This window comes from Taylorella asinigenitalis ATCC 700933 (assembly GCF_000687755.1).
Taxonomy (GTDB): Bacteria; Pseudomonadota; Gammaproteobacteria; order Burkholderiales; family Burkholderiaceae_B; genus Taylorella; species Taylorella asinigenitalis.
The window spans coordinates 1-15,385 of record NZ_JHXN01000012.1 but is presented as its reverse complement, the minus strand read 5'-3'; the positions used below and the strand labels follow the sequence as shown (position 1 = coordinate 15,385).

At 37.2% G+C, this 15,385-nt stretch carries 16 protein-coding genes and 1 pseudogene; 11 read left to right on the top strand and 6 right to left on the bottom strand.

From position 1 onward, the window contains the following. The first annotated feature begins 2 nt into the window (after positions 1-2). The 6 genes from T432_RS0106690 to T432_RS0106665 all read left to right on the top strand — a co-directional run bounded on the left by T432_RS0106690 (position 3) and on the right by T432_RS0106665 (position 4,210). Entirely contained in the window at positions 3-167 is a 165-nt protein-coding gene (locus T432_RS0106690; protein WP_013521599.1) for a rubredoxin, read from the top strand. Positions 168-173: 6 nt separating this feature from the next. Further along, positions 174-755 carry a YqgE/AlgH family protein gene (locus T432_RS0106685; RefSeq protein ID WP_028884663.1) on the top strand — a complete coding sequence of 194 codons (582 nt, stop codon included), beginning with the start codon at positions 174-176 and terminating at the stop codon, positions 753-755. Beyond that, positions 748-1,209, top strand: a complete 462-nt coding sequence (gene ruvX / locus T432_RS0106680) for a Holliday junction resolvase RuvX (RefSeq protein WP_015551835.1) — start codon at positions 748-750, stop codon at positions 1,207-1,209. Before T432_RS0106685 ends, ruvX begins: the two co-directional genes overlap by 8 nt. Before the next feature lie 4 nt (positions 1,210-1,213). Then, positions 1,214-2,164, top strand: a complete 951-nt coding sequence (locus tag T432_RS0106675; RefSeq protein ID WP_015551836.1) for an aspartate carbamoyltransferase catalytic subunit — start codon at positions 1,214-1,216, stop codon at positions 2,162-2,164. Next, a complete protein-coding gene (locus tag T432_RS0106670) occupies positions 2,161-3,447 on the top strand; it encodes a dihydroorotase (RefSeq protein WP_028884662.1) in 1,287 nt (428 codons plus the stop codon). The genes T432_RS0106675 and T432_RS0106670 overlap by 4 nt, the downstream gene beginning before the upstream one ends. 64 nt (positions 3,448-3,511) lie before the next feature. Beyond that, on the top strand, positions 3,512-4,210 hold the full coding sequence (locus T432_RS0106665) for a lysophospholipid acyltransferase family protein (protein WP_014112024.1): 699 nt from the start codon (positions 3,512-3,514) through the stop codon (positions 4,208-4,210). Here T432_RS0106665 and T432_RS0106660 read toward each other — a convergent pair whose 3' ends face one another. From T432_RS0106660 to mpl, 4 genes are read right to left on the bottom strand one after another with little or no spacing between them, the layout of a single operon-like run. Then, positions 4,211-5,062, bottom strand: a complete 852-nt coding sequence (locus T432_RS0106660) for a symmetrical bis(5'-nucleosyl)-tetraphosphatase (RefSeq protein ID WP_028884661.1) — start codon at positions 5,060-5,062, stop codon at positions 4,211-4,213. Beyond that, entirely contained in the window at positions 5,059-6,213 is a 1,155-nt protein-coding gene (lptG, locus tag T432_RS0106655) for an LPS export ABC transporter permease LptG (RefSeq protein WP_028884660.1), read from the bottom strand. The genes T432_RS0106660 and lptG overlap by 4 nt, the downstream gene beginning before the upstream one ends. Next, positions 6,210-8,090, bottom strand: coding sequence for a ribonuclease catalytic domain-containing protein (locus T432_RS0106650; RefSeq protein ID WP_028884659.1), 1,881 nt, complete (start codon positions 8,088-8,090; stop codon positions 6,210-6,212). The genes lptG and T432_RS0106650 overlap by 4 nt, the downstream gene beginning before the upstream one ends. Positions 8,091-8,093: 3 nt before the next feature. Continuing rightward, positions 8,094-9,461 carry a UDP-N-acetylmuramate:L-alanyl-gamma-D-glutamyl-meso-diaminopimelate ligase gene (mpl, locus tag T432_RS0106645; RefSeq protein ID WP_028884658.1) on the bottom strand — a complete coding sequence of 456 codons (1,368 nt, stop codon included), beginning with the start codon at positions 9,459-9,461 and terminating at the stop codon, positions 8,094-8,096. A gap of 176 nt (positions 9,462-9,637) precedes the next feature. On the opposite strand from mpl, the gene accB reads away from it, so the two are divergent. The 5 genes from accB to T432_RS0106620 are packed head-to-tail and all read left to right on the top strand — an operon-like array spanning position 9,638 to position 14,437. Continuing rightward, entirely contained in the window at positions 9,638-10,117 is a 480-nt protein-coding gene (accB, locus tag T432_RS0106640) for an acetyl-CoA carboxylase biotin carboxyl carrier protein (RefSeq protein WP_028884657.1), read from the top strand. A gap of 26 nt (positions 10,118-10,143) precedes the next feature. Continuing rightward, positions 10,144-11,490 (top strand): acetyl-CoA carboxylase biotin carboxylase subunit, encoded by a 1,347-nt coding sequence (gene accC / locus T432_RS0106635; RefSeq protein ID WP_014112018.1) that lies wholly within the window; start codon positions 10,144-10,146, stop codon positions 11,488-11,490. Between the two features lie 59 nt (positions 11,491-11,549). After that, positions 11,550-12,479, top strand: coding sequence for a 50S ribosomal protein L11 methyltransferase (gene prmA / locus T432_RS0106630; protein WP_028884656.1), 930 nt, complete (start codon positions 11,550-11,552; stop codon positions 12,477-12,479). Then, the gene (locus tag T432_RS0106625) at positions 12,460-13,485 is read left to right on the top strand and encodes a zinc-ribbon and DUF3426 domain-containing protein (protein ID WP_028884655.1); all 1,026 of its coding nucleotides are present in this window, start codon (positions 12,460-12,462) and stop codon (positions 13,483-13,485) included. Before prmA ends, T432_RS0106625 begins: the two co-directional genes overlap by 20 nt. A 1-nt stretch (position 13,486) precedes the next feature. Then, entirely contained in the window at positions 13,487-14,437 is a 951-nt protein-coding gene (locus T432_RS0106620) for a carbohydrate kinase family protein (RefSeq protein ID WP_028884654.1), read from the top strand. Here T432_RS0106620 and T432_RS0106615 read toward each other — a convergent pair. Together T432_RS0106615 and T432_RS08535 are read right to left on the bottom strand one after the other, a co-directional pair. Further along, positions 14,430-15,008, bottom strand: coding sequence for a YggT family protein (locus tag T432_RS0106615; protein ID WP_028884653.1), 579 nt, complete (start codon positions 15,006-15,008; stop codon positions 14,430-14,432). The genes T432_RS0106620 and T432_RS0106615 overlap by 8 nt on opposite strands. Before the next feature lie 135 nt (positions 15,009-15,143). Further along, a pseudogene (locus T432_RS08535) lies at positions 15,144-15,385 on the bottom strand (histone H1-like repetitive region-containing protein); the annotation flags it as partial.

Genomic DNA, 15,385 nt, shown 5'->3' with positions numbered 1-15,385 from the left:
TTATGAAGACATATATGTGCATCATTTGTGGTCATATCTATGATGAAGAACTTGGTGATCCAGAGTCTGGAATTCCACCAGGTACTAAGTGGGAGGATGTTCCTGCTGATTGGACTTGTCCTGATTGCGGTGGAACAAAGGACGATTTCCAAGAAATTCCTATGTAATTTGAAATGACCCTTAATAAGCTCATTCTCTCTGGATACTATTTGGTATCCATGCCATCTACGGGCAATTCTGTGTTCGATAATTCTGTTGTTTATATTTTGAAACATGATGATGATGGGGCATTGGGAGTAGTAATTAATAAACCGAGCCCTCACGATTTGTCGGAATTTGTCGACCCTATGAATCCCGATATCGACGACGCTAACGTTAAAGAAATCCCAAGTGATAGCTGGAGCAAGATTCAGGAAAAATTTCCTGGATCTAAAATCCTAACTGGCGGGCCACTGGGCCTTGATCATATATTGGTGGTTACTGAAGGCGATGCCATTCCTGAAATGCTTGATGGTCCTGAAGTCCTGCAAGATTTCTCTAAGGGAATTAATCCTAAAAGAATTGTTGTTTTTAATGGTTATAGCAGTTGGGCTCCGAATCAACTAGAAGAAGAAATAGTCTCTAATTACTGGATAACGCTTAAGAGTGATTTATCTCTTATGTTTGAAGTACCAATTGAAGATAGGTATCGTAAAGCGTTTGAACTTATAGGAATTGAGCCTCATGATCTTCACGGTGGCAGCGGCAATGCATAATTCTTCTCAAAGTAAGCCCATTTCAAAAGATTTGACGATTCTAGCTTTTGATTATGGAATGAAAAAAATTGGAGTTGCTTTAGGTAATTCAGTTACTAAGAGTGCTAGACCACTTGGTATTATCAAAAATGATACGATAGCTGCACGATTCGCAGGTGTTGCGAAGTTTATTTCTGAATGGAATCCAGACTTATTAGTGGTCGGCTTACCTATTAATCTTAATGGTCAAGAACAAGAGGCCAGTAGATTAGCAAGAAAATTTGCAAATCAACTTAAGGGTAGATTTAATCTTCCCGTAGAACTAATAGATGAAAGGTTTAGTAGTATCGAAGCTCAGGAAATCTGTCACTGCGGACCAGATGAGGATCATTATGCAGCAGCCGTTATACTTGAGAGATTTTTTAATCCTCAATATAACCATAATCTAGTTTCTAATGCCCATAAACAGGAATAGTTAAATGTATAACCCACAATTAAATAAGAATGGTGAACTTATTCACTTATTGTCTACAGAAGGGTTGCCCAAAGATATTATCTTTCACATTCTTGATACAGCTAAGGAGTTTGCAACAGCTGCAGCTCAGGAAAGCAAAAAATATCCGTATCTTCACGGCAAGAATGTATTCAATCTTTTTTTCGAAAATTCTACAAGGACACGTACTACCTTCGAAATAGCCGCTAAAAGACTTTCAGCTGATGTGTTCAATCTGAATATTTCCTCATCCTCAACTGCTAAGGGAGAATCGCTCCTAGACACTATCGACAACTTATCAGCTATGCAAGCTGATATTTTTGTAGTTAGACATAATGCTAGTGGAGCACCATATCTTATTGCCAACCATACTAAGGACCATGTACATGTAGTAAATGCAGGAGATGGTTGGCATGCTCACCCAACCCAAGGCTTACTTGATATGTACACTATTCGTCACTATAAAAAAGATTTTTCTAATCTTACGGTGGCTATAGTTGGTGATATTATGCACTCGCGTGTAGCTCGTTCGGATATACATGCTTTGACCACTCTTGGTGCCGCCGAGATTAGAGTGATTGGGCCACTGACACTTCTACCAACCGCAATCGATAAACTTGGCGTTAAAGTTTTTACAAATATGGAAGAGGGGCTTAGAGACGTTGATGTAATAATTATGTTGCGTCTTCAAAATGAAAGGATGAGCGGAGCTTTATTGCCATCAGCTCATGAATACTATCAAACGTATGGACTGACAGCTAAAAAACTCAAATTAGCTAAGGATGATGCAATTGTTATGCACCCTGGCCCTATGAATCGAGGTGTAGAAATTGATTCAAGAATTGCAGATGGACCGCAGGCCGTAATATTGGATCAAGTAACTTTCGGTATTGCGGTACGTATGGCTGTTATGAAAATTCTTGGGAGTGCAAAATGAAGTATGTATTAACTAATGCTCGATTACTAGAGCCGATGGAGGGATACGACGGCATTGCCACCATAAAAATTGATGATGGAAAAATCACAAAAATAGCGAAAGACGCCAAATACGAAAATATAAGCGATGCTCAAGTTATCGATTTAAAGAACAAAGTTGTGATGCCAGGATTAGTAGACCTATGTTCGCATCTAAAACATGGAAATGATCTTTATTCCGATCTCAAACGTGAACTCGGAGCGGCAGTCGCTGGAGGGATTACAAGCATTGTATTATCTCCAGATACGCATCCAATATTGGATGAGCCAGGACTTGTAGACACCATACTAAGAAACGCATCAGATCTCGGTTTATCGAAAGTATATCCCCTAGGTGCTCTTACCTTAGGCATGAAGGGAGAAGTTCTTGCACCTATGTCAACTTTAAAAAATTCAGGATGTATTGGATTTTCGCAATCAAATAAGCCGCTAATTAACCTATCTACCCTTAATAGAGCCATGCGGTATGCAAGAACGCATCAATTGGCTTTGTGGCTACAAGCATCAGAACCGAATTTGACTGACTCAGGTGTAATGGCTAGTGGTGCTTATTCTTCACGTTTAGGATTGCCAGGTGTACCAGTTCAGGCGGAAACTATTGCCCTAAATACTTTATTTGCCCTACAAAAGAGTACTATGACCACCTTGCACATTTCCAATCTAACTAGTGCAGAGGGTATTAATATTGTTAGGGAAGCAAAAAAACAAAATTTGCCCATAACGTGCGATGTTTCAATCAATAATCTTCACTTTATCGATCAAGACATTGCCTTTTTTGATACTCATTTTAGGCTTAATCCACCTCTACGATCTCAAAGGGATAGAGATGCGATAACACAGGGCTTAATTGATGGAACTATCGATGCAATTAGCTCAAATCATTTATCCGTAAGTAGTGACCATAAGCAGGTTCCATTTGCAGAAGCAAGCCCTGGAGCTGTGGGTTTTGAGATTTTATTAAGTGCAATTATTAAGTGGGCTAAGCAAAATAATGTCTCTTTACTTGATGCTATTCAATTAGTTAGCAATAAACCAGGAGATGTAATTTCTAAAAATTCTGGTATCGGTACTATAAAAGAGGGGGCCGAGGCTAATTTAATATGCGTGGATTTAGAGACAGAATGGACACCAAGTAGTGACACTTTGACTAGCTTAAATTATCATACTCCCTTCCTAAATTATCCTCTTCCTGCAAAAGTGCTTAAAACTTTTGTTGGAGGTAAATTAGTTTTTGAGAGGGAGTAGTTTATTGCCACTTCTGAGATTTATTGCTAGATTTACATTTCTAGCGCTTATTATTCTAACGGGCATGGTGTTTTTGGTTTTAGGCTATAAAGTTCTAAATCGAAAACGACGTGATGAAGTTATTCGTAGGCTATCTATAGCTCTAGTTAAATCAACTGGAATTAAGATTCAATATAAAGGCACACCAGTATTGGATGGTCCAGTTTTGCTCGTGGCTAATCATGTATCGTGGATTGATATTTTCCTATTAAATTGCAGAAGGATAAACAGATTTATTGCCAAAATGGAGATTCAAGACTGGCCTATCGTAGGTTGGATGGTATCTGCTGTTGGTACGATATATATTGATCGCAGTTCTCGTCAAGGACTTAGAGATATCAACGATAAGATGGCGGAAACTTTTTCAAGAGGAGATAGTATTGGGCTATTTCCTGAAGGTACCACAACTGAGGGTTTCACAGTATTGCCACTATATAGCGGTTTATTCGATGTGGCTATTAAGATGGAGATCCCTGTTCAGCCAGTTGCCCTTCTTTTTACATATAAAGGAGAGAGAAGTGGACGAGTCGCATTTGTAGGCGATCAAAGCATGATAAAAAATCTTTGGATTTTGCTAAGTAGTAGAAAGGTAGGCGTTACCGTGAAGTATCTTCCAATGATGCAGATGCCCGATAAAGGCGAGCTTTCAAGACAGGAACTTACGGATTTCGTATATCAGCAACTACTAAATGAAGTAGCAGCACCTCAAACATCCTCAAGATAATTAAATTTTTCTTTTGGGTTTGCGATTATCCCCGTCAACCTGAACCAATAATCTATCTGATAGCCTAATAGCTGATAATTTCCCGCCCCATACACATCCAGTATCTAATGCTATCAGATGTTTCTTGACCATAAGTCCAAGAGTGGACCAGTGGCCGAAGATTATGGTTGTGTCTTTGCATTTGCGGTCGGCTACTTCAAACCAAGGAACTAAATTAAACTGTTTTGAATTTGAAGGAGCTTCTTTAGATCCAAATTCCATAGAACCGTCTGGAAAGCACATACGCATACGTGTAAAAGAATTAATAATAACCCTGCGTCTGCGTGAACCCTTTAGCGATTCTGTCCATCTATTTGGTTCATTGCCGTACATCTTTTCGAGATATTTTTTCCAATTTTTTGATTGCAAAGCTTCTTCAACTTCTTTTGCAAGGCTTAGCGTTTTTTCTAAGTCCCACTTTGGCAATACTCCCGCATGCACCAATAGATGCCCTTGATCATAATGTGCTAGAGGTCTAGATCGAAGCCAATTAATAATATCTTTTACGTCGGGAGCACTAAGAATTTCATTGATTGTATCGGTTTTATTTTCTCTTCTAAATCCTGCATAACATGCTAGAAGATGCAAATCATGATTTCCTAAAACTGTTTTGGCTCTATCGCCCATAGACATGATATGGCGAATAGTCTTTAAAGATTTTGGCCCTCTGTTAATAATATCCCCAGCAAACCAAATTTCAGAATTTTCATCATGTTTGATTTCTTTTGAGTCGAGCAGTTTCTTAAGGGGGTCATAACACCCTTGAACGTCCCCTATAGCCCACACAGATTTTTTATTCTTAGATTTAGTCATGTCGATAAAATTGGAGGTTTAGGTTTAGGTTTTCTTTCAATTAGATATAAGGCTCCCATGGCCAAAACCATAGCTATTATGTTTGGCAATAAGGCCGTAATCCATGGTGGTAAATTGCTTAGCATACCCATATTTAGTGACAACTGATTTACCATAAAGAAAACAATACCAATTAATATTCCAATAAATATTTTAGCCCCAACCCCACCTTTGCGATTCTGTACAAATCCTAGAGGAGTGGCCAAGGTAATCATTACAATCAATGCAAATGGATAGCTTAGCTTTCTCCACAATGCCACAACATGCCTATTTTTTTCTAAATTATTCTCTTCAAGATAATCTAAGTAATCAAGCAATTTCAAAGTAGACATGCGATCAGGTTTTAGTTCTGTGGCCAATAGCCGGCTTTCAGTTAATGATGTTGGCAATGAAACCATATCCATTTTTTGTGAATTAGAACCTTTTATAACTGGGTCATGTTCTGTATTTAGAACTTTATCCATATTTATAAGACTATCTGTTTGAATAACTTTAAATAGTTTTAATTCTTTGTTTGCTAGTTCACCTTTTTCAGCTATGAGTAGTCTTTTGAATTGATTATCTACAATTGAATACTCATATACCTTTATGCCTTCAACAGTTTTATTATCTATTAGGTTTTGAAGATTAATCACCCTATAGGTATCTTTAGAAGAAGGCTCCCTAAACCAGTAACCTGAATCCAATTGATTGCTTTTTTTACCTAATACAGCCATATTTATCGCACTAACTCTTTGATCGGCCCAAGGAGTAATAACTTCTGAAAGTAAGGTCGCAAAAATAACTATAGGTACTGTAATCCACCAGAGCATTAATAAAAGTTTTCTGCTACTTAGTCCAGATACTCTTAATATTACAAGCTCGTTTCTCTGTGCAAGATTTGCTAAGGCTACAACGGCACCAATAAGTAGCCCAATCGGGAGAATGTCATAAAGTCTAGTAGGAAGCTGAAAAGCCTGCAATGCAAGCATCACCCAAAGAGTATAAATTTCGTTTAATTTGTCAAACTCTTCAATCGTTTCAAAAAATGTAAACAGTCCTAGGAGCACTAAGATAACTAGTGCACATGTTTTATAAATTTCTTTAGATAGTAGCTTTATGGCTGACTTCATAATAAATTTAAATCTAAGGTTAGGGCGGCCAAATCCACGGAATTTATTTTGAAATTAAGAGGTTCTCCTCTTTCAAAAGCATAGGACTTTTCTAGTTCACACACAAAAGGTAAATCATCAAATCTAACTATATTATCTCTTATAGCAGTTGCTTTGACTTCAGTAATGTTCTCTTGAATGATATATCGCAAACACCAGTATTTTTCTAAATTTGTTTGGAAAATATTGTAATTTGAGTACGTATCATCAAATGCAGCAATTAATTTATGCAATTCATCATCTTTAGGTTTGAAAGGAGAAATCAATTTAGCAGCCATACCTCCATTTATATATGCTATTAATTGGGCCTGATTTACTAAATCAACAAATCTCCTAAGAGGTGAGGTTAACCATGCATATTTATCTACCCCAATTAAAGCGTGTGGGGCTGGACTTAAACCATGAGTTGTTCGTCCATAACTATATCCTCTAAATATTGCTGGTATTCTCGCTTTGCTTAAATCCTCTGCCCATGTGTAATTACAAAGAATCATCAGTTCAGCAACAATAAAGTTTAGCGGTGAGGTTCTGTTACGAGGGATTATAGATACCTTACTTGAATCCTCACTAATATTAAAGAAGTATTCATTTCTTTGAGTCTCAGGATAGCCCCTATATGCCTCTCTAATCTTGCTACGAGCCTTAGCAAAAGAAAGCAAAGGTTTAAATATGTCCCTATATTTACTAAATTCTCCATTAGAGTCAGAGTTTAAAAACTCCTCAGTAATGATATCGTCGAATTTATTAAGAGAAAGATTTTCTTTCACCTCAAGTAACTCAACTTTATTTGTATGCTCCAAAACCTCACCCGTCTCTATATTTACTTTCAAATATAAAGAGACGGCTGGTTTCTCTATACCCTCAACCAAAGAGAAAGAATTCACAACTTCATCAGGTAGCATAGTAAATTTACCGGTTGGAGAATAGAAAGTGGACATTCTATTAGCCGCAATTTTGTGTAGCCAATTTCCTTTATCGTAAACCAAACCAGGTGCAGCAATATGAATGCTTAATGCGTAACTATCGCCATCAATATGCTCGATACTAAATGCATCATCAATCTCAGTAGTGTTTTCATCATCTACCGAATATGCACTAACTGTAGCCTTTTCAAGCTTATGTGAGCTTAAAGTTTTAGTGTCAGGAATCTTTACATCCAGCCCAAAAGTGTGACTTCTTTTTAAATCAGGATATTTATCTAATATTAGATAGTTATGCAGATCAAGTTCGCTATGAAATAAACCCAACTCCATCATCAAAGAATTCAAATTTTTATTGGTCTCTTTGAGATAAATTTCAAGTGCTTTATAAAATAGTGGACTTTTGTTTTTATTTAAGAAAATTTGTGGATCTTTATTTATTTCTTGTGGCAATGCCTTCTTATTCAATCCATCTACGTATGAATTCAAAAGCTCCTCTTGTTGCCTTTTCTTTTCGTTTGCAAGTAATGCGGACTCTATCTGTTCTTTAGGAGCGGGCACAAAAAAAGTCTTAGTTTTTTTTTGAAAATATATGGGATTATTTCTTATAAATTCTAAAAGAGAATATTTGAATTTAGTATTATTGTTTCCTTCGTCTGCACAAAGTTCAACTAGATTTTCAAAATCAATGCCTTCTTGAGGTATCAACTCCCATAGTTCATGAGCAGGCATATCAATTTTAGGCAATTCGGATTCTTGAAGGCTTTTAGGGTCAATATCATCAAATTCAAAGAGCACATTCTGCTTTTTTACCTTAACTACCTTTCCTGAAGTAGTAGTGACCTGATATGTAGCTGGTGCGTCTTTAGAAATGCTACCGACCTTTAATTTACCTGCTTCTTCGTATACTAAATGCATTTATTAATTCTTTTCTAATTCAGAAAGTAGTTTTCTATGAAGCCCCTGGAAACTTCCATTACTCATAATCACAATATGGTCATTTGGTGCGGCCATATTAAGGATTGCAGATTTTAATTCTTCAATATTATGGAAAATATGAACATTGGTTTTGGGACCGAATATTTCTTCAGGTGTCCAGCCAAGAGCATGTTTGCCATTAAGTTCACCATAAATATAAATTTCGTCTGCGTTAATAAGAGCTTGTGGCAATAATTTCGCCATGGTCCCCAATTTCATAGTATTCGACCTAGGCTCTAATACAGCAATAATTCTCGCATCACCAACTTTCTTTCTTAGCCCATCAATGGTTGTGGCAATGGCACTCGGATGATGAGCAAAATCATCATAAATGGTAATGTTTTTAGGATTCCCTAAAACTTCCATTCGTCTTTTTATGCCAGAAAATTTACTTAAATATTCACATGCTTTATCAGGTTCAATTCCAATAATATCAGCTGCAGCTATGCAAGAGAGTGCGTTTTTAATATTGTGTATTCCAGTAAGTTTCCATTTTATAGACCCGATTTTTTCTCCATTTCTAAGAATATCAAATGATTCAGTAGAGTCAGAGACATTTGAATAAGACCATGCTCCATCAGGACCAACTTCAACTTTGTCACAATATAGGCCTCTAGCTAGAATTCTTGCTACAGTTTCGTCTTTGCTTGGAACGATAAGTGAGCTATTTCTTGGTAAAATGCGTACAAAATTATGGAATTGGTTTTCAATTGCCTTTAAATCTGGAAAAATGTCTGCGTGGTCATATTCAATATTGTTTATGATGGCAATGTTTGCGTGATAGTGTACGAACTTTGATCGCTTGTCGAAAAATGCCGTATCGTATTCATCCGCTTCAATAACAAAGTACTTAGAATCGGGGTTAAAACGGGCGGAAATATTGAAGTCTTTTGCAATTCCGCCAATTAAAAAATTAGGCTCTAATCCAGCACATTGCAGTATATGTGTAAGCATTGAGGAACTAGTAGTTTTTCCATGAGTGCCTGATACAGCTAAAACATATTGTTCTCGAAGTATATGATCTCCAAGCCATTGCGGGCCAGATGTATAAGGCAATCCTTTCTCTAAAATAGCCTCCATTAATGGATTTCCGCGAGTAACAACGTTTCCTACAATATATAGATCAGGATTTAGATTTATTTGATCCTCTTGGAATCCTTCTATAAATTCTATACCTTGTTCTTTGAGTTGCTCGCTCATAGGTGGATATACGCCCATATCACAACCAGTTACTTTATGACCTGCAGATCTAGCTATAAGTGCTAGTCCGCCCATGAAGGTACCACCAATACCAAGAATATGTATATGCATTATTAATTTAAGAGGAAAAATATTTAACCTTATATTATCTACTATCTAATGAAGCATTGCACTTTATAAACACATTTTTGCCCTATTAGTTACAAAAATGTAGACATTTTCATCAAATTGTCTTTAAAATTACCTTATTTTCTAAATTTATATTACAGTTTTTTTAAGGCGATTCTATGGACTTAAGAAAGTTAAAAACACTTATAGACTTAGTTGCTGAGTCTGATATTTCTGAACTTGAAGTTACTGAAGGTGCCGACAGCAAAGTTCGTATTGTAAAACAAACGCCTGTTGCTTATGCTCCACAGCCTCAAGTTCAAGCATACGCACCGCCACCTGCACCTATACAACAATCTGCTCAAACTGCACCTGTTCCTGCAGCTAGTTCTGAATCCGCTGGGGAAACTAAACGCGAAATTTCTGGTCATATAGTTAAAGCTCCTATGGTAGGCACTTTCTATAGAGCACCTAATCCTAGTGCACCTCCATTTGTTGAAGTAGGTATGTCAGTCAAAGAGGGTGATACTTTATGCATTATCGAAGCTATGAAATTACTTAATGAAATCGAGGCAGATAAGTCTGGAGTAATTAAAGAAATTCTAGTCGAAAATGCAGAACCAATTGAGTATGGTCAGCCTTTATTTGTTATTGGCTAAATTATCACGACATTTTTAGGACATTTATGTTTCAAAAAATCCTTATTGCCAATCGTGGGGAAATTGCACTTAGAATTCAAAGAGCTTGCCGAGAGTTAGGAATTAAAACAGTTGTAGTTCACTCAGAGGCAGATCGCGAGGCCATGTACGTAAAACTAGCCGATGAGTCGGTATGCATTGGACCCGCAGCACCCCAACAAAGTTATCTTCAAATGCCATCTATCATTGCAGCAGCTGAAGTTACTGATGCAGAAGCTATCCACCCAGGTTATGGCTTTCTTTCAGAAAACCCTGATTTTGCTGAGCGTGTAGAGCACAGTGGTTTCGTTTTTATTGGGCCGAATCCTGAATCAATTAGAGTCATGGGAGATAAAGTTTCTGCTAAGCAAGCTATGATCAAAGCTGGAGTACCAGTAGTGCCTGGGTCAGAGGGAGCATTGCCAAATGACCCTCAAGAAATTTTACGTCTCGCAAATAAAGTGGGTTATCCCGTAATTATTAAAGCTGCTGGTGGAGGCGGTGGTCGCGGTATGCGTGTTGTACATACAGAAGCAGCTCTTTTAAGTGCAGTTCAAACTACCAAAACCGAAGCTCTTGCCGCATTCGGAAATGCCGAAGTTTACATGGAAAAATTCCTTGAAAACCCAAGGCATATTGAAATTCAAGTTCTTGGGGACGGTCTAGGACAAGCTGTTTGGCTATGGGAGCGTGACTGCTCAATGCAACGCAGACATCAAAAAGTTATTGAAGAAGCTCCTGCTCCTGGTATTGATAGATCATTAGTGGAAAAAATTGGTGAGCGTTGCGTCAAAGCCTGCAAAAACATGAAATACCGTGGTGCGGGTACTTTTGAATTCTTATATGAAAAAGGTGAGTTCTATTTCATCGAGATGAATACTAGGATTCAAGTAGAGCATACAGTCACTGAATGCATTACTGGAATAGACTTAGTTCAAGCTCAAATTTTGATTGCGGCGGGAGAGCCATTTCCATATAAACAAAAGGATATTAAGTTATTAGGTCACGCATTTGAATGTCGCATAAATGCTGAAGATCCATTTACATTTATTCCTTCTCCTGGATTGGTTACAACTTGGCATGTACCAGGTGGACCAGGGGTGAGATTAGACTCTCACGCATTTGCAGGTTATAAGGTTCCACCAAATTATGATTCGATGATAGGTAAATTAATTACCTACGGTTCCACCAGAGAACAAGCTCTAAAACGAATGGGTATTGCCTTATCTGAGATGGTAGTAGAGGGAATTAAGACCAATATTCCTTTACACAGACAGTTAGTGCAAGATCCTAAGTTTAAAGAAGGTGGCACCACAATCCATTATCTTGAAAAACGATTATCTGAATTGAAATAAGCAAAGAGCCCCGAAATTTTCGGGGTTTCTTATAATATAGGCTCTAATTTGGTGCTTATATGATTGAACTTCTTATCCATTCATCCGAAGAACTTGCCGACGAGGTTTCTGACTATTTGTTAGATTTAGGTGCATTGTCTGTATCCTTGCTTGATGCAGATGTGGACACGCCTTCAGAGAACCCAATTTTTGGGGAACCTCCTCAACATGGTGAAGAAAGTACTGATTCCAATATTCAAACTTGGAATCAAAATAATTTACTAGCCCTGTTTGAAGACAAAACAGAATGCGAAGAAATCGTTAATACTTTAAATGAAAAATTTAGTACAAATTTCTCTTTTAAAATCCAAAAAGTTCCAGATTTAGATTGGGTGCCATTGACACAATCTCAGTTTCCTCCTATTCAATTGGCTGAAAAATTATGGATATTGCCAAGTTGGCATAAGGATGAAACTAAATCTGCAGATTTAGATGAAGCAACTATTATTAATCTAGATCCAGGTTTGGCTTTTGGCACGGGCAGTCACCCCACTACTAGTTTGTGTGCAGAATGGATTTATTCAAATAATGTAGAGGATAAATCATTACTTGATTATGGTTGTGGAAGCGGTATCCTTGCAATAATTGCTTATAAACTAGGGGCATCTCCAGTTGTAGGGGTTGATATCGATGAGCAGGCTGTAGAAACAGCTAAATTCAACGCCTCAAATAATGATACGGAAATTAAATTTTTTGACCCTAATGAATTTCCTGAAGGCCAGTACGATATTGTTGTAGCAAATATACTTTCTAATCCCTTGAAATTATTGGCACCTATGCTTGTTGCTCGTTTAAAGGATGGAGGTAGTCTTGTGCTTTCAGGTATTTTAGAGAGGCAAGCTGAAGAACTAATCGAGGTTTATTCTGAATTTATACAGCTATCCATATGGAAGGCTAAGGATGGTTGGGTTTGTTTAAGTGGAGTTAAAAATGCGAACTCAGTGTACTAACTGTCATTCGATATTAAAGGTTACGCAGGAACAATTAGACTTTAAACAGGGTCGTGTTAGATGCGGCCATTGTAGGGAAGTTTTTAATGCCATCGATAACTTAATCGAAGATGATTTTCCTTTACTTACCGAAGATGATGAGTTAGAAGAACCTATTCGTACAGCTCCCCAAAATATTCCAGCTAAAGTACCAGCTGTAAAAATAATTTCTATTCATAAAAATAATGTTGAACAGCCTACTGAGCCGATTAAAACTGATCACGAGGTTGCAGAGACATTGCCACCTAGAGATCAAACTACACAAATTCGATATGAACCAAGTTCTGAGCGTGGCTTAAATGATTTTATTATCCGCACAAATAGGAATACTGAAGCTGAATACTCTAGAACCGCCTCAACAGATGACTCGCACTATATCACTGAAAAGAGGGTGGAGAGACCGCTAGTACTTGATCCAGATGATTACGAATCTGACGAGTACGAGAACGAAGATGAGGCTTATGAGGAGTATGAAGATTCTAGAAAAGGCGGATCATTTTTAACTGGGTTTATTAGCCTACTTTTATTGTTGCTTTTAATTTTTCAAGCAATTTTTTTCTTCAGGAATGCGATTGTGTCGGCATTGCCAGTATCTAGACCATATGTACAGCAAATGTGCGATGTACTAGGATGTAAGCTTGATCTTTTAAAAGATGCATCTGAAGTTATTATCACAGATAAGTTTTTACAAGTTCTTCAAGAAGATGCAACTAATAAAACGGTTACATATGAACTACAATCAATTCTTGTAAATGAAAGCGAATATGACATAGCATGGCCACCTCTATTTCTTGAGTTGCAAAATGCTCAAGATGCTATTCTCTATAGCAAAATTTTGAGACCACAGGATTATCTTTTAGCTCAAGATAAAGAAGCATTTACGTCAAAATCGCAAAAGCATATTCAAATTAAATTTGTAGCTCCAGCTCCCGCAATAACAAAATTTAAATTATCAATTTCAAAATAATATGGGAAATAAAAAACCTGTTTTAATATGTGGTTCCGTGGCCTTTGACACTATTACTAAGTTTGACGGTCATTTTAAGGACCATCTGCTTCCTGAAAATATAAAGTCTTTGAGTGTGTCCTTTTTTGTGCCGACCATGCGAAAAGAATATGGTGGATGTGCAGGAAATATTGCGTATGCCCTTAATATGCTCGGCGGCTATGCTGCTCCAGTAGCGACAGTCGGTAAAGACTCAGATGACTATATTGAACGGATGAGACAACTGGGCATTTCCACCCAATTCATAAAGCAAATTCCAGAATCATTTACAGCTCAATGCCATATAACTACTGATTTAGATGGAAATCAGATAAGTGCGTTTCATCCAGGAGCTATGGAATTTTCCCATACAAATGCTATTGAGAATGCATTTTGTGATTGGGCCATTGTTGCTCCAGACTCTAAAGCGGGAATGTTTGAACATGCTAGAAAACTGCATGAACTTGGTGTGAAATTTATATTCGATTTAGGGCAAGCGATGCCATTGTTTGATGCTACTGAATTAAAAACTATGATTGATTTGTCGGATGCATTGACACTTAATGAATATGAAGCTTCTGTAGTAGAACAAAGGCTAGGTATGGATATGAGGGACATTGCCAACTTGCTTGATGCCGTGGTTGTTACTATGGGAGCAAGGGGTAGCAGACTTTATCATGATTCTAAAATGCATGAGATTACTACTTTTGCACCTGAAGCAGTAAAGGACCCTACTGGATGCGGTGATGCTCATAGAGGCGGTCTATTATATGGTTTATCTAATGGTTGGTCTTGGGTTGAGAGTGCAAGCCTTGCTAATATTATGGGTGCACTAAAGATTGCTGTTGAGGGCCCTCAAAATTACTGGCATAAAAAAGAGACCGTTAATAGTCTCTTAAAATCAGTTTATGATATCGATCGGGAGATTAAATAATATTTCCCACTAAAACCTGAAGTAGAAGAACCACAATCAATAAAACGAATAATGACAAGTCCACTGGACTTTGTTTGAGAGATTCAGGAAGTTTGTTTCTAATGGGTATAAGCATAGGCTCCATCATCGATCTTAGAAAAGGCATAAGTGCGGATTGAGGGGCCAACCATGATGTAATCGCATAAACGATACCAACCCACAATATTATGGATAGGAAATTCTGCAAATAATAACTTAGTCCAAATAATAAAACATGGCCGATATCAATAAACATCGCACTTGAATGCCCCTTATATGGAATTTCTATGGAAGAAATCCAAAGAGTGGTCACTATAAATGCCATTGCAACACAAACAATAAAAGCTAGTATCATGCTAGCCCAATCAATTTTGTCCCCAGTGGGAAGTATTTTTTGCGTTGGCTTAACTGCAAAATCTGTAAGCTTATATATAAATCTTGAATAGTCGTTAAAAGCAGGAACCTTCAAATAAAATAGCCAGGCTCTAATAAATAAAAGAGCACAAAAAATACTAGCCACCGTTTTAATAAGAAATATAAGTGTTTCGGTCATTGCAGATGCTTAAATAAAAAAAGTTTAATACAAAAAAGGCTGAATCGAAATTCAGCCTAGATAAAAATATCACACTTTAAGGACGGCTAGATCCTGTTGGAAATGGCCAACTATTAGGTGATTTAAGAGTACTAGTTACTTTTTTTGCTTCTTTTGTGCTTTTTTTTTGCCTGATTCTTTTTTTGATTCAGACTTCTTTTCTTCTTTTTTAGAAGCATCAAGCACAGATTCAGCTTTTTTGTCTTCTTCCTTAAGATCTACTTTTTTTTCCTCTGCCTTAGCTACAGCTTTTTTAGGAGCTGCTTTTTTTACTGCTGGTTTTTTAGCCGCAACAGATTTGCTAGTAGTTGCTTTTTTAGCTACAGGTTTTTTTGCAG